This is a genomic window from Marinobacter pelagius (genome assembly GCF_003315345.1).
GTDB lineage: Bacteria > Pseudomonadota > Gammaproteobacteria > Pseudomonadales > Oleiphilaceae > Marinobacter > Marinobacter pelagius_A.
The window spans coordinates 57624-79223 of the sequence record NZ_QNRO01000011.1; the positions used below are offsets into that span (position 1 = coordinate 57624).

Here is a 21600-nt window from a genome sequence, read left to right on the forward strand (position 1 = left end):
GGGAATTACACCCCGTCAGAGGTCGGTGGCCGATCAGGAAGCGGGATTCTGCAGCAGGTCGATTGTGGTTGCCAGGCTGTTGAGGATGCCCTTTGAATAACGATCAATTACAAAGCCCACATTATTCTCGTTGTAGTTGATGTAGGAGCCACGGATGAACTGCCACTTTGAACTTATGTCGTCCAGCAGGGTCTTGAGTTCCCCCTGGGCCGGGCCGTTTCTGACGGTCGCAAGCAGTTCGTCGAACTGTCGGGCCTGTTCGTCAAGGGAGGTCTCGGTATCCGAGCCCTGGAAGGTCTGGGTAACTGCAGAGTTGGAGCGAACAGAGTACTTCGCCATCATCTGCGCCATTTTCACCGCCGCCATCCGTGCTGCCTCAACCCGTGCGTTAGTTTTGGTCTGGCTGCTTTCCTGGGCGACCGTGTAGAGCTCTGTCGCCATATTGTTCATGGTAACAGCCTGATTTGCCATGTCGGAAACAAGTCGCAGGTCCGGATAGCCGCGATTGCGCACATCGTTGATGTTGTCCCGCATCAGCGCCTTGAACTTGTCAAATTCCTGATTGAGAGCTTCGATCTGATCTCCGGAAAGTACGCCGGCCGTACTCTGGCTGACGTTGTTCATGGCGTCGTTGGCGGTGTTGATGCCCACCACAATTTCATTCAGGGTGTCAGTGTCTCCGGTTCCGCTGAAGCGATAGTAGGCATCCAGCGCCATGTAGTTGCTGATACGGAAGTTGTGCAGATCAGACAGGAAGCTGTCGGATGCCTCCTGGGCTTTCGCTCCCAGGGACGCAATCGCTAGCGCGATCAGGCCAATAGCAAGGGATACAAATCGCAGGCGGGCGTCTTTCATCGGATGACTCTCCGTAATACTGTGTTGTTATTGTCGACCAAAGTCGCACTTCGAAGGTAAATTAACTGTACCGACCAAGCAAGCGCTTTTGCCGGCAACGGAGACGGCAATTGTCAATTACTATGAAATCAGTGTGACAGGGATCACTTTTATCAGTCGGTTGCAGTTATCTCCTTGATATACAACAAATCAGATGTTCTGTCCTTGGGGTGCCTCCGTTCCGGCGGAGACTTTTGCACGCCGTCAGCAAGAAACAAATTGACAAACGCTCGGTTTTTTTTCATCGTGTGCCCTCACGATTCAAACGACTGTATGAATTTTTGGATCGGAAGATCGGGCAGTGACCGAAATCTCGCTGCACGGGCGGCCGCTGGGACGGATCAGGTCCGGCGGCTGTCAGCAGTTCCAAACACAGACTGGAGATCAGTTGATGATTTACGAAGGTAAAGCCATCACGGTTAAAGAGATCGAAGGCGGGATCGCTCAGTTGAACTTCGACTTGCAGGGCGAGTCAGTCAACAAGTTCAACCGTCTCACCATTGAAGAGCTTGGTGCCGCAGCCGAAGCACTCAAGTCCCAGAAGAATCTGAAGGGTCTGGTAGTCACCAGCTCCAAGGACAGCTTCATTGTCGGTGCGGATATCACCGAGTTCACCGAGCTGTTTGCCGGTTCCGAGGAAGACCTCGTGGCCAACAACCTCAAGGCCAACGAAGTATTCAACGCGATTGAGGACCTGCCGGTCCCGACCGTTACCGCCATCAACGGTATCGCGCTGGGTGGTGGTTTTGAAATGTGTCTGGCAACCGACTACCGAGTTATGGCCCCGAAGGCCAAGGTAGGTCTGCCGGAAGTCAAGCTGGGCATCTTCCCGGGCTTTGGCGGCACCGTACGTCTGTCCCGCCTGGTTGGCGTGGACAACGCCGTTGAGTGGATTGCCGGTGGTACCGAGAACCGTGCCGATGCCGCTCTGAAGACCGGTGCTGTGGATGCGGTCGTTGAGGCTGACAAGCTGGTCGACGCCGCTGTTGCAATCATCAACCAGTGCAACGAAGGCAAGCTGGACCATATGGCTCGCCGGGAAGAGAAGAAGGGCAAGATCAAGCTCAACGCCATGGAAAGCATGATGGCGTTCGAGATTTCCAAGGCGTTCGTGGCCGGCAAGGCTGGCAAGAACTACCCGGCGCCGGTGGAAGCCATCAAGACCATGCAGAAGCATGCCAGTCTGACCCGCGACAAGGCGATCGAAGTGGAGGCCAAGGGCTTCGCCAAGATGGCCAAGACCAACGTCGCCGCGTGCCTGGTTGGCCTGTTCCTGAACGACCAGGCCCTGAAGAAAAAAGCCAGCGCCTGGGAGAAGGAAGCCTCTGATGTGAACCTGGCCGCCGTACTGGGCGCCGGTATCATGGGTGGTGGTGTGGCATTCCAGTCCGCACTGAAAGGCACGCCGATCATCATGAAGGACATCAATCAGGACGGCATCAAGCTGGGCCTGAATGAGGCCAAGAAGCTGCTGTCCAAGCGTGTTGCCAAGGGCAAGATGAACGCCGACAAGATGGGCGATGTCCTGAACAACATCACGCCGACCCTGAACTACGGTGATTTCAAGAACGTAGACCTGGTTGTTGAAGCGGTTGTTGAGAATCCGAAGGTGAAAGATGCAGTTCTGCGCGAGACCGAAGACGCGGTTCGCGAAGACACCATCCTGACCTCCAATACCTCGACCATCTCCATCAACCTTCTGGCCAAGAACCTGAAGCGTCCGGAGAACTTCTGCGGCATGCACTTCTTCAACCCGGTGCACATGATGCCGCTGGTTGAGGTTATCCGTGGCGAGAAGACCAGTGATCGCGCCATTGCGACTACCGTCGCCTACGCCAAGGCCATGGGCAAGACCCCGATCGTGGTCAACGACTGCCCGGGCTTCCTGGTCAACCGTGTTCTGTTCCCGTACTTCGGTGGTTTTGCCGCGCTGGTACGTGACGGCGCCGATTTCCAGAAGATTGACAAGGTCATGGAGAAGTTCGGCTGGCCCATGGGCCCGGCCTATCTGCTCGACGTAGTCGGCATGGACACCGCCAGGCACGCCAATGAAGTGATGGCAGATGGCTTCCCCGAGCGCATGAAGGCCGACTTCAAGTCCGCCATCGACGTGATGTTCGAGAACGACCGTTACGGCCAGAAGAACGACAAGGGCTTCTACCGCTACGAAGAAGACAAGAAGGGCAAGCCGAAGAAGGTTGTCGACGAAGAAACCTACAAGCTCATCGAGCCTGTGGTGAACGGCAGCAAGGACTTCGACGAAGAAGAAATCATCGCTCGCATGATGATTCCTCTGTGCCTGGAAACCGTTCGCTGTCTGGAAGACAACATTGTTGAAGACCCGGCCGATGCAGACATGGGCCTGATCTACGGTATCGGCTTCCCTCCGTTCCGTGGTGGTGCTCTGCGCTACATCGACGACATGGGCGTCGACAAGTTCGTCGAGCTGGCAGACAAGTATGCAGATCTTGGCCCGCTTTACGCGCCGACCGAGAAGCTGCGTGAAATGGCCAAGACTGGCAAGAAGTTCTTTGGCTAACCCTAACGAGATTTCCGAACGGAGAAAGATCTATGAGCCTTAATCCGAGAGACGTTGTCGTCGTCGATTGCGTGCGGACTCCGATGGGTCGTGCCAAAAACGGCTGTTTCCGCAACGTACGTGCCGAGACCCTGTCGGCTGCGCTGATCGAAGCACTGTTTGAGCGCAACCCGAAGCTCGATCCGAAAGAAGTGGAAGATGTGATCTGGGGCTGTGTAAACCAGACCAAGGAACAGGGCTTTAATGTGGCGCGGCAGATTTCCCTGCTGACCCGTATCCCGCACGAGTCTGCGGCCCAGACCGTGAACCGTCTGTGTGGTTCCGCCATGAGCGCCATCCACACCGCCGCCCAGGCTATCCAGACCGGCAACGGTGATGTGTTCATGGTTGGTGGTGTCGAGCACATGGGTCACGTGCCCATGACCGAAGGCTTCGATCACAACCCGGCTGCGTCCAAGTACTCCGCCAAAGCCTCCAACATGATGGGGCTGACAGCGGAAATGCTGGCCAAGATGCACGGTATCACCCGTGAACAGCAGGATGAGTTCGGTGCCCGTTCCCATCGTCTGGCCCATGAAGCGACCGTTGAAGGCCGCTTCAAGAATGAAATCGTGCCCATCGAAGGTCACGACGAGAACGGCTTTGTGAAGCTGATCGAGGAAGACGAGACCATTCGCCCGGAAACCACCGTTGAGTCTCTGTCTCAGCTGCGCCCGGCGTTTGATCCGAAGAACGGTACCGTAACTGCCGGTACTTCTTCCCAGCTGACCGATGGCGCTTCTGCCTTGGTGCTGATGTCCGCCGAGCGGGCAGAAGCTCTGGGCCTGACCCCGATTGCCAAAATCCGCAGCATGGCCGTAGCTGGCTGCGACCCCGCAATCATGGGTTACGGTCCGGTTCCGGCTACCAAGAAGGCGCTGAAGCGTGCAGGCCTGAAAGTCGAAGATATCGACTTCTGGGAACTGAACGAAGCATTCGCTGGCCAGTCCCTGCCGGTTCTGAAAGACCTGAAACTGCTGGGTGTAATGGAAGAGAAGGTCAACCTGAACGGCGGCGCGATTGCCCTGGGCCATCCGCTGGGTTGCTCCGGTGCCCGTATCTCCACCACGCTGCTGAACGTCATGCAGGCCAAAGGCGGTAAGCTTGGTGTTTCCACCATGTGTATCGGCCTGGGTCAGGGCATTGCCACGGTGTGGGAGCGCGTCTGATTCCGCTTGCGGAACTGATCGCTCTATGAACAGGAGGCCCGGCAACTGCCGGGCCTCGCTGTTTGTGAGTTGAGAAAAAAGCCCCCAAGAAAATAAAGAATGGGTTGTCTTGCCAATCTTGACCCTGTAAAACAGTGAGCCTATACACAATGGCGGCTCCTGCGTGTTTTCTAGCCGCCTGATTTTACAGCGAGTTTACGGTTTGCTGAATAATTGACCGATTTGTCGCCAAGGAAACAGATCTCCGATATGGGTAAAAGTCTCGTAATTGTCGAGTCGCCAGCGAAAGCGAAGACCATCAACAAGTACCTGGGCTCCGACTACATCGTGAAGTCCAGTGTGGGGCACATCCGGGACCTGCCGGTAAGCGGCAGTGGCTCCCAGACCGACCCCAAGGAACGGGCGCGCCAGGCGGCGCTGACCCGCAAGATGAGTCCTGAAGAGAAGGCCGAGCACAAGAAGCGCAAGGCCCGTGAGCAGCTGGTGGCCCGCATGGGTGTGGATCCCGACCACGACTGGCAGGCCCGCTACGAGATTCTTCCTGGCAAGGAGAAGGTGGTCAGTGAACTCAAACGCCTGGCCAAGTCCGCCGACCATATCTATCTGGCAACGGATTTGGACCGCGAAGGGGAGGCGATTGCCTGGCACCTGCAGGAAACCATTGGTGGCGAGTCCGATAAATACCGGCGCGTGGTGTTCAACGAGATCACCAAGCGCGCCATCCAGGAGGCGTTCGAGGATCCCGGGCATCTGGACCGGAACAGGGTGAATGCACAGCAGGCCCGCCGATTCCTGGACCGGGTTGTGGGTTACATGGTGTCGCCGCTGCTATGGGCCAAGATTGCCCGCGGCCTGTCTGCCGGGCGGGTCCAGTCGGTGGCTGTGCGCCTGATCGTGGAGCGGGAGCGGGAAATCCGCAAGTTTATCCCTGAAGAGTTTTGGCAGTTGCACGCCGATCTGGCTCCGGAAGGTGCGAAGGATCCGGTGCGCTTCGAAGTAACCCGGTATGACGACCAGCCCTACCGTCCGGTCAATGAAACCCAGAGCAACGAGCACGTTGCGCGCCTCAAGGCAGGCAGCTTCAAGGTCGCCAAACGGGAAGACAAGCCAACCCGGTCACGCCCGTCTGCTCCATTTATTACCTCGACGCTGCAGCAGGCGGCGAGCAACCGCATGGGCTTCAGTGTCAAGAAAACCATGATGCTGGCCCAGCGCCTGTATGAGGCCGGTTTCATCACCTACATGCGTACCGACTCCACCAACCTGAGTCAGGACGCGGTCGCCAGTTGCCGGGAATTCGTCAAGAAGCAGTTCGGCGACAAGTACCTGCCCGAGAAGCCCCGGGTCTATGGCAGCAAAGAGGGCGCCCAGGAAGCCCACGAGGCTATTCGCCCCACCGAGGTGAGCCGTCGTCCGTCCGATATTACCGGTCTGGAAAAAGACGCAGAGAAGCTCTACGACCTGATCTGGCGCCAGTTCATTGCCTGCCAGATGGCCGATGCCGAGTTCCTGAGCACCTCCATTGTGGTCGCCAACGATGGTTACGAACTGCGCACCCGTGGTCGCATCGTCAAGTTTGACGGCTTCCTCAAGGCCGCCCCCCAGTCCAGCAAGAGAGATGAGGACGTGGCGCTGCCGGATATCCAGGTCAACGAAACCCTGGACCTGAAAAAGCTCGACCCGAGCCAGCATTTCACCAAGCCGGCCCCGCGTTATACCGAGGCGAGCCTGGTCAAGGAGCTGGAAAAGCAGGGCATTGGTCGTCCGTCCACCTATGCCTCGATCATCTCCACCATCCAGGATCGGGGTTATGTACGCCTGCAGAACCGCCGGTTCTACGCGGAAAAAATGGGTGAGATCGTTACCGAGCGGCTATCTGAGTCCTTCCCGAACCTGATGGATTTTGATTTCACCGCCCGCATGGAAGACGAGCTGGACGAGATCGCCGAGGGCGATGAGGACTGGAAACAGGTTCTTAATGATTTCTATGCCCGGTTCCGGCAACAGCTGGAATCCGCGGAAAAAACCGAAGGCGGCATGCGTGCCAACACGCCCACGGAAACCGACATTCCGTGCCCGACCTGCGGCCGCAACATGCAGATCCGGGTGGCCAGCACCGGCGTGTTCCTGGGTTGCTCCGGCTACTCGCTGCCGCCCAAGGAACGCTGCAAGACCACCATCAACTTGATTCCCGGCGACGAGGTGGTCAGCGCCGACGAGGATGTCGAAGGTGAGGGCGAAACCCGCCTGCTGCGCAAGAAGCGTCGCTGCCCCAAGTGTGGCACCGCCATGGACAGCTACCTGATCGACGAGAAGCGCAAGCTGCACGTGTGTGGTAACAACCCCGACTGCTCAGGTTATGAGGTCGAGGAGGGCACCTTCCGCATCAAGGGCTACGACGGCCCGACCCTGGAGTGCGACAAGTGCGGCTCCGAGATGCAGCTCAAGACCGGCCGCTTCGGCAAATACTTCGGCTGCACCAACCCGGACTGCAAGAATACCCGGAAACTGCTCAAGAACGGCGAGCCGGCACCCCCCAAGATGGACCCGGTGCCCATGCCCGAGCTGCAGTGCCAGAAAGTGGACGACACCTACGTGCTCCGTGACGGCGCCTCCGGCCTGTTCCTGGCAGCGAGCAAGTTCCCCAAGAACCGGGAAACCCGCCCGCCGCTGGTGAAGGAAATCAAACCCCACCGCAAGGAAATCGATCCGAAATACGATTACCTCATGGATGCCCCGGAAACCGACCCCGAAGGCAACCCCACGGTGATCCGCTACAGCCGGAAATCGAAAGAGCAGTACGTCATGTCGGAAAAGGATGGCAAGGCGACTGGCTGGTCCGCGTGGTACGTCAACGGCAAATGGCAGCCGCGGGAGAAGGGTAAGTAAAGTCCCATACTCAGGGGTCTGATGAGCTCGTTCATCTGATCCCAAGTTTACGCCAGCCCCAGGGGTCTGATGAACTTGTTCATCTGACCCCAACTTAAGGTCTACCCCGGGGTCAGAAGAAAGCTTTCTTCAGACCCCTACTGTCTCTGGGGTCTGATGAACTTGTTCATCTGACCCCATTTTCATCCCAGCCCCTCACCGAAACTTCCTCAACCTCTGAATCAACGAGGAAGTATCCCAGCGACTCCCCCCCATCGCCTGAACATCCGCATAAAACTGATCCACCAGCGCCGTCACCGGCAACGTTGCGTTGATCTTGTTCGCTTCCTCCAGGCAAATCCCCAGATCCTTCCGCATCCAGTCCACCGCAAAGCCGTGGTTGAACTCGCCCTCGATCATCGTTCCGGAGCGATTCTCCATCTGCCAGGACTGCGCCGCGCCCTTGGAGATCACATCCACCACCTTCGCCACATCCAGGTTCGCCTGCTCGGCAAAATGCAGCGCCTCTGACAGCCCCTGAACCAGGCCAGCAATGGCGATCTGGTTAACCATCTTGGTTTTCTGCCCGCTGCCCGCAGGTCCCATCAGGTTTACCGCCCGGCCGTAGTGGTCCATCACCGGCTTCGCCCTTGCGAAAGCCTCTTCCGGGCCGCCACACATCACCGTCAACTTGCCATTTTCCGCGCCTTGCTGGCCGCCCGAGACCGGCGCGTCGATAAAGGCCTGATTCCGCTTCGTCGCAGCTGCCGCCAGCCGCTCGGCCACGCCCGCCGATGCGGTGGTGTGATCAATCAGGATCGCGCCCTCGGGTGCATTGGCGATGATGCCGTCCTCACCCTCGAACACCTCGATAAGATCCTTGTCCGCACCCACGCAGGTCATCACAAAATCTGCGCCTTCAACGGCTTCCGCAATCGTCTTGCAGGCCGTTCCCTGGTATTCGCCGGCCCATTGCTCGGCCTTGGCCATCGTCCGGTTCCAGACCCGGACATCAAGGCCCGCTTTGGCCAGGTGCCCGGCCATCGGGTAGCCCATTACACCAAGTCCGATGAAGGTTGCAGTGGTTGTCATAGTAGTCTCCGAGTTCTATAAGTTGTTGATTGTTTGAGTTGGTCTAGAGAAATAACTTAGAAACAGGTCTTAGCGAGGATAGCGCAGATTGTGTTCCTTTGGGACCAGTCGCTAGCCTTCAGAATGCTTTAGGGTGATTATTCGGAACCACGGGGCATGGATGGACGACAAGGGCAGGGGGCATCGCTAATATCGTTGCAGGATTAGCACCAGGCAGTGGACGGCTTTGCCACTACCTGGATTTTGATTGTCAGGACATCCCGTCGAGTTTCTCCATCGCTTCTCGGAGCACTTTCACCGACTCGGCATGTTTGCCCTGTTTATGCAGGGATTCACCCTGATCACGAAGCGCTTTGATGTTGGCTTCGGTCTCACTGTCCAGTTGAGCTGATTGAAGCTGTTGGTCGATCTGGTTCATCAGAGAAGGGCACTGGCTGGCCAGAGCGGAACTGGCGAAAAACACTGTTAACAAGAGTGCAGCTAAGTAACGCATGGTATTGCCTCCTTTTGCGCACGCCCCGACAAATAATAGTTTGTCAGTCCATAATTTGATTGGTTCGTTTTTAATCGGTTCCCTCGCGTTTTCGAGAGAAAGCGCATCGTATTATTGAACCTGGTCACACTCTGACCAACAGTTCCGTGGAATCGGCAGGCAGCCGTGGCAGAGATTTGATGCTGTTTCTATACTCCTTTGCCTACTGAGCGGACGCACCGCAATGACACCTCCTTCCTGAACCACTTCGTGCATTGCCCTGTGCTTTCGCCCGGTTGGATTAACCGGGCCCGGGAAGTGCCCCGTCACCCTGTAGTCATTAAATTGAGGGAATAGCATGGAATTGGTTTACAAGAACGAGAAGCCGCTGCTCAGGATAGCGGTCGTGTTTTCAGTGATTATCTGGCTGGCGTTGTTTGTCGGTACCTTCGGGATTGTGTTGTTGTACCTGCTTCTGGGATACGTGTTCTTTTTGTTTGCGCATTCCGCATTTATCTCCCACCTGAAAGGTTCGGGGGTGCGGATCAGCCAGGAGCAATATCCGGATTTGTATGAGCGGCTGGTCCGCTGTTGCCAGAAGATTGGCGTCAAGGAAGTACCAGAGGCTTACCTGTTACGTACCGACTTCTTTAACGCACTGGCCACGAAGTTCCTCGGCCGCCATTTTGTGGTGCTTTTTACGGATGTGATCGATGCTCTGGAAGATCAGCCCGGTGCAATCGATTTCTACATTGGCCATGAACTCGGCCACATTCACCGCAAGCACCTTTCCTGGCGCGCTTTTGTGATGCCGGGCTCGTTATTGCCCGTGGTTGGCCCGGCCCTGCGTCGCGCCGAGGAATATACCTGTGACCGGTATGGTGTCGCCTGTTGTCAGTCCGAAGAGGACATCAAGGCCGCGATTGCTGCGATTGCCGCCGGGGATACCCGCTGGAAGACCATCAATGTGGATGCCTACGTCAATCAGGTGCAGGCTACCAATGGCTTCTGGATGTCTTTCAACGAGCTGACCGGTGATTATCCCTGGCTGACCAAGCGGATGGCCACGGCCGTGGCACTTGCGCAGGGCAGGGAAGTGACGCATCCGCGCCGCAGCCTCTGGGCGTGGACGCTGTCGATGTTTGTGCCGCGGGTCGGCGGCGGTGCCGGTGGTGCGGCATCTCTGCTGGTAACGGTTGCGATGATCGGTGTGCTGGCAGCGGTGGCCATTCCTGCCTACCAGCAATATACCGAAAGGGCCCGTTATTCGGCTGCCTACTCCGAGGCTCAGGATGTCCAGGAGCGGGTAACATCCTACGCGTATGACAACCAGGCCTGGCCGGTGACGATGCAGGAGCTGGGTTACCCGGAGCTGACTCTGGCTAACGACGTGCAGAACTATTCGATTGATGTTTATGAGGAAGGTCTGATCGGAATTGAGATGGGTGTGGATGACGCCGGAGAGTCTGAATACATCGTACTCGAGCCTTCCGTCAATGAAGGTGAAATCAGCTGGGTCTGTTACGGCCAGAATGTGAACGAGCAGTACTTGCCAACCGATTGTCAGTAGGCTCAGGCTGTAATCGGAAAAAAGGGGCTTACGGGTCTCTTTCTTCTTATTTCATTATGTTAGGGGTGTTTTGCAGAATTGACCTGAGCTTTTCCCCGTGTACTAGACTGTAATGAGGATATCTGCAGGTGGGGAGGGTTCGCCATGGTCATTGGTAATGATCCATTCGGTTTTGGAGGTTCCGCGGGTACGGGCGGATCGGCATCCGGCTCTGATCTCCCACGGGCAATAGCCGGATTTGCCGAGCCGTTCGATTCGGTATCCGACATGCCTCTCGATAACTTGCTGGCTCGTATCGGGGATGCGCGGGTGGTGCTGCTTGGAGAGGCTTCCCACGGTACCGCAGAATTTTATCTCGCCCGAGAACGCATCACCCGCGCCCTGATCGAGAAGAAAGGTTTTTCCTTTGTGGCCATTGAAGGAGACTGGCCGGACGCGGCGCGGGTGGATCATTACGTCCGCCACGCCGAGTACCCGCCCTCGGAATGGACTGCCTTTTCCCGTTTCCCCACGTGGATGTGGCGCAATGAGGAAGTGCGCGGCTTTGTCGACTGGTTGCATGAGTACAACAGCGAGCGCCCTGCGCACGAGCGGGTCGCTTTTCATGGCTTGGACCTATACAGCCTGTACAGCTCGATCCGCGCGGTCCTTGAGTACCTTGAGGAGGTGGACCCGGACCTCGCGATCCATGCTCGCCAGCGCTATGAGTGCCTGGCGCCGTTCGAGAGCGAACCGGCGACGTACGCCAAAGCGGCGCTCAATCCGCACTACCAGACCTGTGAAAAGCCTGTCCTCGACATGCTCAACGAGTTGCTCAGCCGGCATCGCCGATATGCGGAGCACGATTCCGACCGTTTCCTGGATGCCGTGCAGAATGCCCGATTGGTGGCGGATGCCGAGGAATACTACCGAACCATGTATTACGGCTCCCACAGCGCCTGGAACCTGCGCGACACCCACATGTTTGAGACCCTGGAATCCTTGTTGAATCACTGCGGAGATGGCAGCAAGGCGGTGGTCTGGGCTCATAACAGCCATGTGGGCGACTCCGATGCGACGGACATGAGCCGACGGGGCGAGTTCAATATCGGTCGTCTTTGCCGGGCCCGGTTTGGCAAAGACCTATATACCATCGGATTTGGCACCGATCACGGTACTGTGGCGGCGGCATCAAACTGGGACGCACCGATGGAAATCAAGCGGGTGCGGCCGTCGCTGGAGGGCAGTTTTGAGCGGGTGTGCCACGAGACCGGAATCCCCGGTTTTCTGCTGCCGTTTCAGAAGTCGCAGGGCAGGGTGCTTGAGGCGCTGTCGGAGCGCTTTCTGGAGCGGGCCATCGGTGTGATTTATCGGCCGGAAACGGAGCGGCAGAGCCATTATTTTCGGGCCTGCCTGCCGGATCAGTTCGATGAGTATGTCTGGCTGGATGAGACCCGGGCGATTACGCCGTTCGCGACCGGTGTGTTGCCGGGGGTGCCGGATACCTATCCGTTCGGGTTGTAGAGGTGGTGAGCGTGAAGATAAAAAAGAGGCCGCTGAAATCAGCGGCCTCTCTCGTTCCGGCTGGCAAGTCTCTGGAAGACTTACTTCTTCGGATAATCGCGCTTTTCGGAGCCGGTGTACAGCTGGCGCGGACGGCCGATGCGGTAGTTGCCGCTGACCATTTCGTTCCAGTGGGAGAACCAGCCGATGGTGCGGGCCATCGCGAAGATGACGGTAAACATGGAGGTCGGAATGCCGATCGCCTTCAGTATGATGCCGGAGTAGAAGTCGACGTTCGGGTACAGCTTGCGCTCCACGAAGTATTCGTCTTCCAGGGCGATCTTTTCCAGACGCTGGGCAATCTTCAGCAGAGGATCGTTCTCCAGGCCAAGCTCGGTCAGAACTTCGTGGGCAGTCTGTGCCATCACCTTGGCGCGCGGGTCGAAGTTCTTATAGACGCGGTGACCGAAGCCCATCAGGCGGAACGGGTCGTCCTTGTCCTTGGCCTTCTCGATGAATTTCTCGATGTTGGCTTCATCGCCGATCTCGGCCAGCATGTCCAGTACCGCCTCGTTGGCACCACCGTGAGCCGGACCCCACAGGGCTGCAATGCCGGAAGCAATACAGGCGTACGGGTTGGCGCCGGTGGAGCCGGCCAAACGTACAGTAGAGGTAGAGGCGTTCTGCTCATGGTCCGCGTGCAGGATGAAGATCTTGTCCATGGCCTTGGCCAGAACCGGGTTCGGCTTGTATTCCTCACAGGGAACGCCAAACATCATCTGCAGGAAGTTCTCGGAGTAGGACAGGTCGTTCCGCGGGTACATGAACGGCTGGCCCAGGCTGTACTTGTAACACCAGGCAGCGATGGTCGGCATCTTGGCGATCAGGCGGTGCGCGGTGATCTGGCGCTGGGTCTCGTCGGTCACGTCCATCTGGTCGTGGTAGAACGCGGACAGTGCGCCCACAACGCCGCACATGATGGCCATCGGATGCGCGTCACGGCGGAAGCCGTTGAAGAAGTTGCGCATCTGGTCGTGCAGCATGGTGTGATTCTTGATAGTGTCGTGGAAGCGCTTATTCTCTTCCTCGGAAGGCAGTTCGCCATTCAGGAGCAGGTAGCAGACTTCAAGGTAGTCTGAATGCTCGGCAAGCTGGTCAATAGGGTAGCCGCGGTGCAGGAGCACGCCGTTGGCTCCGTCAATGTAGGTGATGGCTGATTCGCAGGCCGCTGTGGAAACAAATCCCGGGTCGTAGGTGAAAACGCCTTCCTGGACCAGGCCTCGTACGTCGATAACGTCAGGGCCGACGGTGCCGGAATAAATCGGTAGCTCAATGGACTTGTCCCCCACCGAGAGCGTGGCTTTCCTGTCGGTCATGGTGCTCTCCTATTTATCAGCTTTGGAAGCTTTATCTGCATGTGTCGATGCGCTAGAAGGCGCGTATTATCGCAAAACTGGCGGCAAAATATAGGGCGTCAGCTTTTTTTGTCAATGGAGGGTGCCGTAAAAAGGTCGAATTCCCCATTGATGTAAATCAGGGAAATCCCGAACAATGCCTGATGCAATGCAGAAATGGATTTGTCAATAATCCTTATAGACGTCTTAACCCCCGTAAATACAGGCTGGGGAGAAGGCTGCGCGTTTGTAATTGTAAGGGTCACTCCTTATAATCCGTAGCCCGGAATCGGGGATGCACTTTCACGCAAGCTGCAGCATAGCAAGCTATCTGGATGGCATCCGCCCTCCTGAACCAATCGGTTATCGGCTTCGTACCGATCAGCCGAACCTTACATACCAACCATCCGCACGACGTCGGTTCGCCGGCTCCGCGGAACCAAGAGAGAGTGTGAGAGCGCTGTGAATAGCAAACGACCAGTAAATCTCGATCTCGGCAAGTTTCATTTTCCACTGCCAGCCATTACGTCCATATTGCACCGTGTCAGCGGCATCATCATTTTTGTTGGTGTTGCGTTCCTGCTTTATGGGCTTCAGCTTTCCCTGTCCGGGGAAGAGGGGTTCAGTCGGGTAAGTGAACTGCTGGACAGCTTCCTTGCCAAGCTGATTACCTGGGGCATTTTGTCTGCTCTGCTTTACCACCTGGTTGCAGGTATCAAGCACCTGTTCATGGATATGGGCATCGGTGAAGATCTTGAGAGCGGTCGCCTCGCTGCGAAAGCTACGATCGTGGTTTCCGTCATTCTCATCGTTCTGGCAGGAGTCTGGGTATGGGCATGAACAGCGCAACGAATATTGGTCGTAACGGGATCCAGGACTGGATCATCCAGCGGGTCACGGCTTACGTATTAGCCCTTTATACACTGTTCCTCCTTGGCTTTTTTGTGACCACTGATGTTGATTATCAGTCCTGGTCCGCTCTGTTCGGTCAGGGATGGTTCAAGATATTTACACTGCTCGCTCTGCTGTCCATTGCCGGGCATGCGTGGGTTGGTCTGTGGACCGTGTCCACCGACTACATCAAATCCGCGATGCAGCGTTTTCTGTTCCAGACTGTCTGCGTACTCGTTATTTTCGTGTATGTGGTGTGGGGCATTCAGATTCTTTGGGGGCTTTAATAGATGGCTAACATCAAGACCATGTCTTTTGACGCGATTGTTATCGGTGGTGGCGGTGCCGGTATGCGAGCCGCCCTGCAGCTTACCGAATCCGGTATCAATACCGCGTGTATCACGAAAGTATTTCCGACCCGGTCTCACACCGTGTCCGCCCAGGGCGGCATCACCTGTGCGATCGCAAGTGCCGATCCCAATGATGACTGGCGCTGGCACATGTACGACACCGTCAAGGGCTCCGATTATATCGGTGACCAGGACGCTATCGAGTACATGTGTTCCGTAGGCCCCCAGGCGGTTTTCGAGCTGGAGCACATGGGTCTGCCGTTCTCCCGGACCGAGCAGGGCCGTATTTACCAGCGCCCGTTCGGTGGTCAGTCCAAGGACTATGGTAAAGGTGGTCAGGCGGCCCGTACCTGTGCCGCTGCCGACCGTACCGGTCATGCTCTGCTGCACACCCTTTACCAGGCCAACCTGAAAGGTGGTACTACCTTCCTTAATGAGTGGTACGCCGTCGATCTGGTCAAGAACGCCAAGAATGAAGTCGTTGGTGTTGTTGCCATCGAGATCGAGACTGGTGAAGTCTGCTACATCAAGTCCAAGGCCACGGTTCTGGCCACCGGTGGTGCCGGCCGTATCTACGCCTCCACCACCAACGCCATGATCAACACCGGTGACGGTATCGGCATGGCCCTGCGTGCCGGCTTCCCGATGCAGGATATGGAGATGTGGCAGTTCCACCCGACCGGTATCCACGGTGCCGGTACGCTGGTGACCGAAGGTTGCCGGGGTGAGGGTGGTTACCTGATCAACTCCGAAGGTGAGCGTTTCATGGAGCGCTATGCTCCGAATGCGAAGGACCTGGCCGGCCGTGATGTTGTGGCCCGCTCCATGGTTCTGGAAATCCTGGAAGGTCGCGGCTGTGGTCCCGACAAGGACCACGTACTGCTGAAACTGGATCATCTGGGTGAAGAGACCCTGAACCTGCGCCTGCCGGGCATCTGTGAGCTGTCCCGCACCTTTGCGCACGTGGATCCGGTGAAAGAGCCGATTCCGGTCGTTCCGACCTGTCACTACATGATGGGTGGTATTCCGACCAACGTTGGTGGCCAGGCTCTGACCCAGGACGAAAACGGCAACGACAAGCCGATCCCCGGTTTGTTCGCCTGTGGTGAGGCTGCCTGTGTGTCCGTGCACGGCGCCAACCGCCTGGGTGGTAACTCTCTGCTGGATCTGGTTGTGTTCGGTCGTGCGGCTGGTCTGCACATTGAAGAGCAACTGCGCGGCGGCTTCGAAGTTGACGGCGCCAGCGAAGAAGATATCAAGCGTGCCATGGCTCGTCTGGATCGTCTGAACAGCGCTTCCGAGGGTGAGAGCGTTGCAGAGGTTCGCAAGGATCTTCAGAACTGCATGCAGCTGTATTTCGGTGTATTCCGTGATGGCAAGAGCATGGAAGAGGGCTTGAAGAAGCTGGAGGCTATTGGCGAGCGTGTTCGTAACACCAGGCTTGCTGATACCAGTGATGCCTTCAATACCGCTCGCATAGAGGCGCTTGAGTTGGACAATCTTTATGAGGTTGCTCTGGCGACAGCCATTTCCGCGTTCGAGCGTAAGGAAAGTCGTGGCGCCCACGCCAGGAACGATTTCACCGAGCGTGACGACGAGAACTGGCTGAAGCACTCCATGTACTTCCCTCTGGACAAGCGGGTTGGCAAGCGTGACGTAAACTTTGCGCCGAAGACCGTGCCGATGTTCGAGCCGAAGATCCGGACTTACTAAGGGGAGGATGTAGAGAATGTTGGTAAGCCTGTACCGTTACAATCCCGAGACTGACAACGCCCCCTACATGCAGGACGTTGAGGTAGAGATTCCCGCCGGTAAGGACCTGATGGTTCTTGACGTGCTGAATCTGGTGAAGGAAAAAGATGAAACCATGTCCTACCGTCGTTCCTGCCGCGAGGGTGTGTGCGGCTCCGACGGCATGAACATGAACGGCAAGAACGGCCTGGCCTGTATCACGCCTGTTTCCCAGGTGGTGAAGAATGACAAGCTGGTGCTGCGCCCGCTGCCGGGTCTGCCGGTCATTCGTGACCTGGTGGTCGACATGAGCCTGTTCTACAAGCAGTACGAAAAGGTCATGCCGTACCTCATCAACGACAAGCCGGCGCCCGCGATCGAGCGTCTGCAGTCTCCGGAAGACCGGGAGAAGCTGGACGGCCTGTACGAGTGTATTCTCTGTGCCTGCTGTTCCACTTCCTGTCCGTCCTTCTGGTGGAACCCGGACAAGTTCATCGGCCCGGCCGGCCTGCTGCAGGCGTACCGGTTCCTGGCGGACAGCCGTGATACCGCCCAGGCGGATCGACTGGCAAATCTGGATGATCCGTTCAGTGTTTTCCGCTGCCGGGGTATCATGAACTGTGTCAGCGTCTGCCCGAAAGGCCTGAACCCCACAAGGGCTATCGGCCACATCCGGAACCTCCTGCTGCAAAGGGCGACCTGATCAGCAGGTTCCGACACAGACGCTATACTGTTCTGACCAGGTTAGCACCCCGAAGGCCTCGCTATACGCGGGGCCTTCAACCAAAGGCTTATGGTCAAAAGTCTTAGTCGGGTGCACACTACGCATGCCGTGACGATAACTTAAAAGGTTTTCGCGGCTTTGCCGAGTATAAAAACCACTGGGGAATGGAAAACATCCGTGTCGCGTGTGGTGGTCAAAGTCATGCCGTAGATACCCGTATTGACTGAGTTTTACCCCTGACCGACCATACCGGCTCCCCGCACCAGCCCAAGGTGAGCTATTCAAGATGCACGAAAGCATAATGGAGCAGTTGTGGCAGACTTCCCACCTGCAGGGTGGCAATCTTGCCTACGTTGAACAGCTTTTCGAAACCTACCTGACAGACCCCAACGCCGTTCCCGAAGAGTGGCGAAGCTACTTTGACAAGCTTCCCAGCGTTGACGGCTACCACGGCCGCGATATCGTCCACTCTTCCATCCGCGAACAGTTCGAGCATATCTCCCGCAACCAGCGTTTTCTGGCCACCAGCGGCGTTCCCGCCAGTGCCACATCTGATGCGGACAAGAAGCAGATCCGTGTGCTCCAGATGATCAACGCTTTCCGTTTCCGTGGTCACCAGGAAGCGAAGCTCGATCCCCTCGGCGTATGGCAGCGTCCCCAGGTGGAAGACCTGGATCCCCGGTTCCATGAACTTGGTGAATCCGACCTCGATCTCGAATTCCAGACCGGTTCCCTGAATTTCGGCTCCGAGACCATGAAGCTCTCGGATATCGTTGACGGGCTGCGCAAGACCTATTGCGAGAGTATCGGCGCTGAGTACATGCACGTCGTCGATACCCGCGTGAAGCGTTGGTTCCAACAGCGTATGGAGCCGGTCCGCTCACGGCCGGAATATGAAGCAACCACTCGTAAACACATTCTCGAGCGCCTGACCGCGGCAGAAGGGCTCGAGAAGTATCTGGGTTCCCGTTACCCCGGCGTCAAGCGTTTCGGCCTGGAAGGCGGTGAGAGCCTGATTCCCTGCCTGGATGAACTGATCCAGCGTGCAGGCTCCTATGGTGCAAAAGAAATCGTTCTCGGCATGGCCCACCGTGGCCGTTTGAACGTTCTGGTGAACACACTCGGCAAAAACCCGAAAGAACTCTTCGACGAGTTTGAGGGCAAGAAACTGGCGGACTCCGGCTCCGGGGACGTCAAGTATCACCAGGGCTTCTCTTCCAACGTCATGACTCCCGGTGGCGAAATTCACCTGGCGATGGCGTTCAACCCGTCTCACCTGGAAATCGTGTCTCCGGTGGTTGAAGGTTCGGTGCGTGCACGCCAGACCCGCCGTGGCGATACCGATGGCACTCAGGTTGTGCCCATCGTCATGCACGGTGATGCCGCCTTTGCCGGCCAGGGCGTGGTGATGGAAACCTTCCAGATGTCCCAGACCCGGGGCTACGGCGTTGGCGGTACCATCCACATCGTGATCAACAACCAGGTCGGCTTCACTACCAGCAAGCAGGAAGACGCCCGCTCCACCGAATACTGTACCGACGTGGCCAAGATGGTCCAGGCGCCGATCCTGCACGTGAACGCGGACGATCCTGAAGCGGTCATGTTCGCCACCCAGATGGCCATGGATTACCGCAACGAATTCAAGGGCGACGTGGTCATCGATCTGGTTTGTTACCGTCGTCGCGGCCACAACGAGGCCGATGAGCCAGCGGCAACCCAGCCGCTGATGTACGAAAAGATTCGTAAGCTGAAAACCACCCGTGCGCTGTATGCGGATCAGCTGGTTGAAGCTGGTGTCATCTCCGAAGACGAAGCCAAACAGATGGAGACCGAATACCGTGACGCCCTGGACAATGGCGAGCACGTGGTGAAGTCTCTGGTCAAGGAGCCCAACACCGAACTGTACGTTGACTGGACGCCGTACCTGGGGCACGAGTGGACTGCCAAGTGCAAGACCAGCGTCAACCTGAAGACGATCCAGAAGCTGGGCAAGCAGCTGACCTCCCTGCCAGAAGGTTTCAGTGTCCAGCGTCAGGTTTCCAAGATCGTCAACGATCGCGAGAAGATGACGGCCGGTGCCCTGGCCTTGAACTGGGGCTACGGCGAGATGATGGCCTACGCCACGCTGCTGAACGAAGGCCACCCGATCCGTCTGACCGGTCAGGACGTGGGCCGGGGTACTTTCTCCCACCGTCATGCGGTTTTGCACAACCAGAAAGACGGCTCGACCCACATTTCCCTCCAGAAGCTTTCCGACGACCAGCCGCAGTTCGAGATCTACGACTCGCTGCTGTCCGAAGAAGCGGTCATGGCGTTCGAGTACGGTTACTCCACCACCACCCCGAACGCACTCATTGTCTGGGAAGCCCAGTTTGGTGACTTCGCCAACGGTGCCCAGGTGGTGATTGACCAGTTCCTGACCAGCGGCGAGCACAAGTGGGGCCGCCTGTGTGGTCTGACGCTGCTGTTGCCGCACGGTTACGAAGGGCAGGGTCCGGAGCACAGTTCCGCTCGCCTGGAACGCTTCCTGCAGCTGTGTGCGGAGCACAACATCCAGGTGTGTGTGCCGACCACGCCGTCCCAGGTCTTCCACATGCTGCGCCGTCAGGTGAAGCGCCCGCTGCGCAAGCCGCTGGTGGCCATCACTCCGAAGAGTCTGCTGCGCCACAAGGAAGCGACCTCCGGTCTGGACGACCTGACTTCAGGCACCTTCCAGACAGTGCTGCCCGAAAAGGAACCTTCCGATCCGAAGAAGGTCACCCGCCTGATCATGTGCAGCGGCAAGGTCTACTTTGATCTTCTGGAGAAGAAGAAGGCTGACGAGCGCGACGACGTTGCTATCGTCCGGATCGAGCAGCTGTACCCGTTCCCGGGGGATGACCTGGACGAGCTGCTGAGCCAGTACCCCAAGCTCAAGCACGTGGTCTGGTGCCAGGAAGAGCCGATGAACCAGGGAGCCTGGTACTGCAGCCAGCATCATATGCGTAATGCACTGCAGCGCCTGAACCCCAAGCTGTACCTTCAGTATGCCGGTCGTGATGCCTCGGCTGCTCCTGCCTGTGGACATATGTCTGTTCACATCGAAGAGCAGAAGAAACTGGTCAACGACGCGTTTGAAATCTGACGAGCTACCGAACTAAGGATTTGTAATGTCAACTGAGATTAAAGCCCCCGTTTTCCCGGAGTCGGTCGCAGAGGGTACCGTCGCGACCTGGCACAAGCAGCCGGGCGAAGCCTGTTCCCGCGACGAGCTGATCGTCGATATCGAAACCGACAAGGTTGTCCTCGAAGTGGTTGCACCGGCTGACGGTGTGATCGAGGAAATCGTCAAGGGTGAAGGCGACACCGTTGAAAGCGGTGAAGTGATTGGCAAGTTCAAGGAAGGCGCAGCGGGTGAGTCCAAGCCTGCCGAAAGCAAGCCGGAAGCCAAAGAGGAAGCTCCGAAGGAAGAAGCCAAGTCAGAAGCCGCTTCCGGAGAAGCTATCCTGAGCCCGGCCGCCCGCAAGCTGGCCGAGGAAAACGATGTCGATCCGAACGCCGTCAAGGGCACCGGCAAAGATGGCCGTGTCACCAAGGAAGACGTTCAGGCTCACATCGACGGCAGCAAGGCCCCCGGTGGCGCCGCAAAGCCGGCCGCAGCGGCCGGTATGCCGGAAGTCAATGTGGCTCAGGGCGAGCGCCCCGAGAAGCGGGTTCCGATGACCCGTCTGCGCGCCAGCATCGCCAAGCGTCTGGTCGAGGCACAGCAGACTGCGGCCATGCTGACCACCTTCAACGAAGTGAACATGAAGCCGATCATGGAGCTGCGCAAGCAGTATCAGGACAGCTTTGTGAAGCGTCACGGTATCAAGCTGGGCTTCATGTCCTTCTTCACCAAGGCGGCAACCGAAGCCCTGAAGCGTTTCCCGGCGGTTAACGCATCCATCGACGGCAACGATATGGTTTATCATGGCTACCAGGATATCGGTGTAGCCGTTTCCACCGATCGTGGTCTGGTGGTCCCGGTTCTGCGCGATTCCGACGCCATGGGTCTGGCCGACATCGAGAAGAAGATTGTCGAGTACGGCACCAAGGCCAAAGAAGGCAAGCTGGGTATCGAGGAAATGACCGGTGGTACCTTCACTATCACCAACGGCGGTATCTTCGGCTCGCTGATCTCCACGCCGATCCTGAACCCGCCGCAGACCGCGATTCTGGGCATGCACAAGATCCAGGAACGCCCGATGGCGGTCAACGGCCAGGTTGAAATCCTGCCGATGATGTACCTGGCGCTGTCATACGATCACCGCATGATCGATGGTAAGGAAGCAGTGCAGTTCCTCGTCGCCATCAAGGAAATGCTTGAAGACCCGGCACGTATTCTGCTGGACGTGTGAACTGACACT

The 21600-nt window shown here is 57.4% G+C and carries 15 protein-coding genes; 11 read left to right on the forward strand and 4 right to left on the reverse strand.

Annotation, left to right across the window (positions count from 1 at the left end; genetic code table 11):
* Window positions 1–33 precede the first annotated feature (33 nt).
* Complete coding sequence (locus DET50_RS11045) at window positions 34–855, reverse strand: hypothetical protein (protein ID WP_113862908.1); 822 nt, start codon at window positions 853–855, stop codon at window positions 34–36.
* A 430-nt stretch (window positions 856–1285) separates the two neighbouring features.
* On the opposite strand from DET50_RS11045, the gene fadB reads away from it, so the two are divergent.
* From fadB to topA, 3 genes are all read left to right on the forward strand, one after another.
* A complete protein-coding gene (gene fadB / locus DET50_RS11050) occupies window positions 1286–3433 on the forward strand; it encodes a fatty acid oxidation complex subunit alpha FadB (RefSeq protein WP_113862909.1) in 2148 nt (715 codons plus the stop codon).
* A 32-nt stretch (window positions 3434–3465) separates the two neighbouring features.
* A complete protein-coding gene (fadA, locus tag DET50_RS11055) occupies window positions 3466–4641 on the forward strand; it encodes an acetyl-CoA C-acyltransferase FadA (RefSeq protein WP_113862910.1) in 1176 nt (391 codons plus the stop codon).
* Between the two features lie 249 nt (window positions 4642–4890).
* Entirely contained in the window at window positions 4891–7530 is a 2640-nt protein-coding gene (topA, locus tag DET50_RS11060; RefSeq protein WP_113862911.1) for a type I DNA topoisomerase, read from the forward strand.
* A gap of 195 nt (window positions 7531–7725) precedes the next feature.
* On the opposite strand, the gene DET50_RS11065 is transcribed toward topA, so the two are convergent.
* Complete coding sequence (locus DET50_RS11065; protein ID WP_113862912.1) at window positions 7726–8601, reverse strand: NAD(P)-dependent oxidoreductase; 876 nt, start codon at window positions 8599–8601, stop codon at window positions 7726–7728.
* 250 nt (window positions 8602–8851) lie between these two features.
* Window positions 8852–9094 carry a hypothetical protein gene (locus DET50_RS11070; protein WP_113862913.1) on the reverse strand — a complete coding sequence of 81 codons (243 nt, stop codon included), beginning with the start codon at window positions 9092–9094 and terminating at the stop codon, window positions 8852–8854.
* 337 nt (window positions 9095–9431) lie between these two features.
* Between DET50_RS11070 and DET50_RS11075 the strand changes: the two genes are divergently transcribed.
* Both DET50_RS11075 and DET50_RS11080 read left to right on the forward strand, forming a co-directional pair.
* A complete protein-coding gene (locus tag DET50_RS11075) occupies window positions 9432–10643 on the forward strand; it encodes a pilin (protein WP_113862914.1) in 1212 nt (403 codons plus the stop codon).
* Window positions 10644–10787: 144 nt separating this feature from the next.
* Window positions 10788–12146: an erythromycin esterase family protein gene (locus DET50_RS11080; protein ID WP_113862915.1), complete on the forward strand. Its 1359-nt coding sequence runs from the start codon at window positions 10788–10790 to the stop codon at window positions 12144–12146.
* Between the two features lie 80 nt (window positions 12147–12226).
* Here the strand turns inward: DET50_RS11080 and gltA are convergent, their stop codons facing one another.
* Window positions 12227–13501: a citrate synthase gene (gene gltA / locus DET50_RS11085; RefSeq protein WP_092002435.1), complete on the reverse strand. Its 1275-nt coding sequence runs from the start codon at window positions 13499–13501 to the stop codon at window positions 12227–12229.
* 480 nt (window positions 13502–13981) lie between these two features.
* Here gltA and sdhC point away from each other — a divergent pair, with 480 nt between their 5' ends.
* From sdhC to odhB, 6 genes are all read left to right on the forward strand, one after another.
* Window positions 13982–14359 (forward strand): succinate dehydrogenase, cytochrome b556 subunit, encoded by a 378-nt coding sequence (sdhC, locus tag DET50_RS11095; RefSeq protein ID WP_113862917.1) that lies wholly within the window; start codon window positions 13982–13984, stop codon window positions 14357–14359.
* Window positions 14356–14697, forward strand: a complete 342-nt coding sequence (sdhD, locus tag DET50_RS11100) for a succinate dehydrogenase, hydrophobic membrane anchor protein (RefSeq protein WP_092003117.1) — start codon at window positions 14356–14358, stop codon at window positions 14695–14697. Before sdhC ends, sdhD begins: the two co-directional genes overlap by 4 nt.
* A 3-nt stretch (window positions 14698–14700) precedes the next feature.
* On the forward strand, window positions 14701–16473 hold the full coding sequence (gene sdhA, locus DET50_RS11105; protein ID WP_113862918.1) for a succinate dehydrogenase flavoprotein subunit: 1773 nt from the start codon (window positions 14701–14703) through the stop codon (window positions 16471–16473).
* Window positions 16474–16489: 16 nt separating this feature from the next.
* A complete protein-coding gene (locus DET50_RS11110; RefSeq protein WP_113862919.1) occupies window positions 16490–17194 on the forward strand; it encodes a succinate dehydrogenase iron-sulfur subunit in 705 nt (234 codons plus the stop codon).
* 307 nt (window positions 17195–17501) lie between these two features.
* Window positions 17502–20339 (forward strand): 2-oxoglutarate dehydrogenase E1 component, encoded by a 2838-nt coding sequence (locus DET50_RS11115; protein WP_113862920.1) that lies wholly within the window; start codon window positions 17502–17504, stop codon window positions 20337–20339.
* Window positions 20340–20364: 25 nt separating this feature from the next.
* On the forward strand, window positions 20365–21591 hold the full coding sequence (gene odhB / locus DET50_RS11120; protein ID WP_113862921.1) for a 2-oxoglutarate dehydrogenase complex dihydrolipoyllysine-residue succinyltransferase: 1227 nt from the start codon (window positions 20365–20367) through the stop codon (window positions 21589–21591).
* Window positions 21592–21600: the final 9 nt, after the last annotated feature.

Coding starts and splice junctions, on each gene's coding strand:
- DET50_RS11045 (WP_113862908.1), bottom strand. CDS start 855: ATGAAAGACGCCCGCCTGCGATTTGTATCCCTTGCTATTGGCCTGATC.
- fadB (WP_113862909.1), top strand. CDS start 1,286: ATGATTTACGAAGGTAAAGCCATCACGGTTAAAGAGATCGAAGGCGGG.
- fadA (WP_113862910.1), top strand. CDS start 3,466: ATGAGCCTTAATCCGAGAGACGTTGTCGTCGTCGATTGCGTGCGGACT.
- topA (WP_113862911.1), top strand. CDS start 4,891: ATGGGTAAAAGTCTCGTAATTGTCGAGTCGCCAGCGAAAGCGAAGACC.
- DET50_RS11065 (WP_113862912.1), bottom strand. CDS start 8,601: ATGACAACCACTGCAACCTTCATCGGACTTGGTGTAATGGGCTACCCG.
- DET50_RS11070 (WP_113862913.1), bottom strand. CDS start 9,094: ATGCGTTACTTAGCTGCACTCTTGTTAACAGTGTTTTTCGCCAGTTCC.
- DET50_RS11075 (WP_113862914.1), top strand. CDS start 9,432: ATGGAATTGGTTTACAAGAACGAGAAGCCGCTGCTCAGGATAGCGGTC.
- DET50_RS11080 (WP_113862915.1), top strand. CDS start 10,788: ATGGTCATTGGTAATGATCCATTCGGTTTTGGAGGTTCCGCGGGTACG.
- gltA (WP_092002435.1), bottom strand. CDS start 13,501: ATGACCGACAGGAAAGCCACGCTCTCGGTGGGGGACAAGTCCATTGAG.
- sdhD (WP_092003117.1), top strand. CDS start 14,356: ATGAACAGCGCAACGAATATTGGTCGTAACGGGATCCAGGACTGGATC.
- sdhA (WP_113862918.1), top strand. CDS start 14,701: ATGGCTAACATCAAGACCATGTCTTTTGACGCGATTGTTATCGGTGGT.
- DET50_RS11110 (WP_113862919.1), top strand. CDS start 16,490: ATGTTGGTAAGCCTGTACCGTTACAATCCCGAGACTGACAACGCCCCC.
- DET50_RS11115 (WP_113862920.1), top strand. CDS start 17,502: ATGCACGAAAGCATAATGGAGCAGTTGTGGCAGACTTCCCACCTGCAG.
- odhB (WP_113862921.1), top strand. CDS start 20,365: ATGTCAACTGAGATTAAAGCCCCCGTTTTCCCGGAGTCGGTCGCAGAG.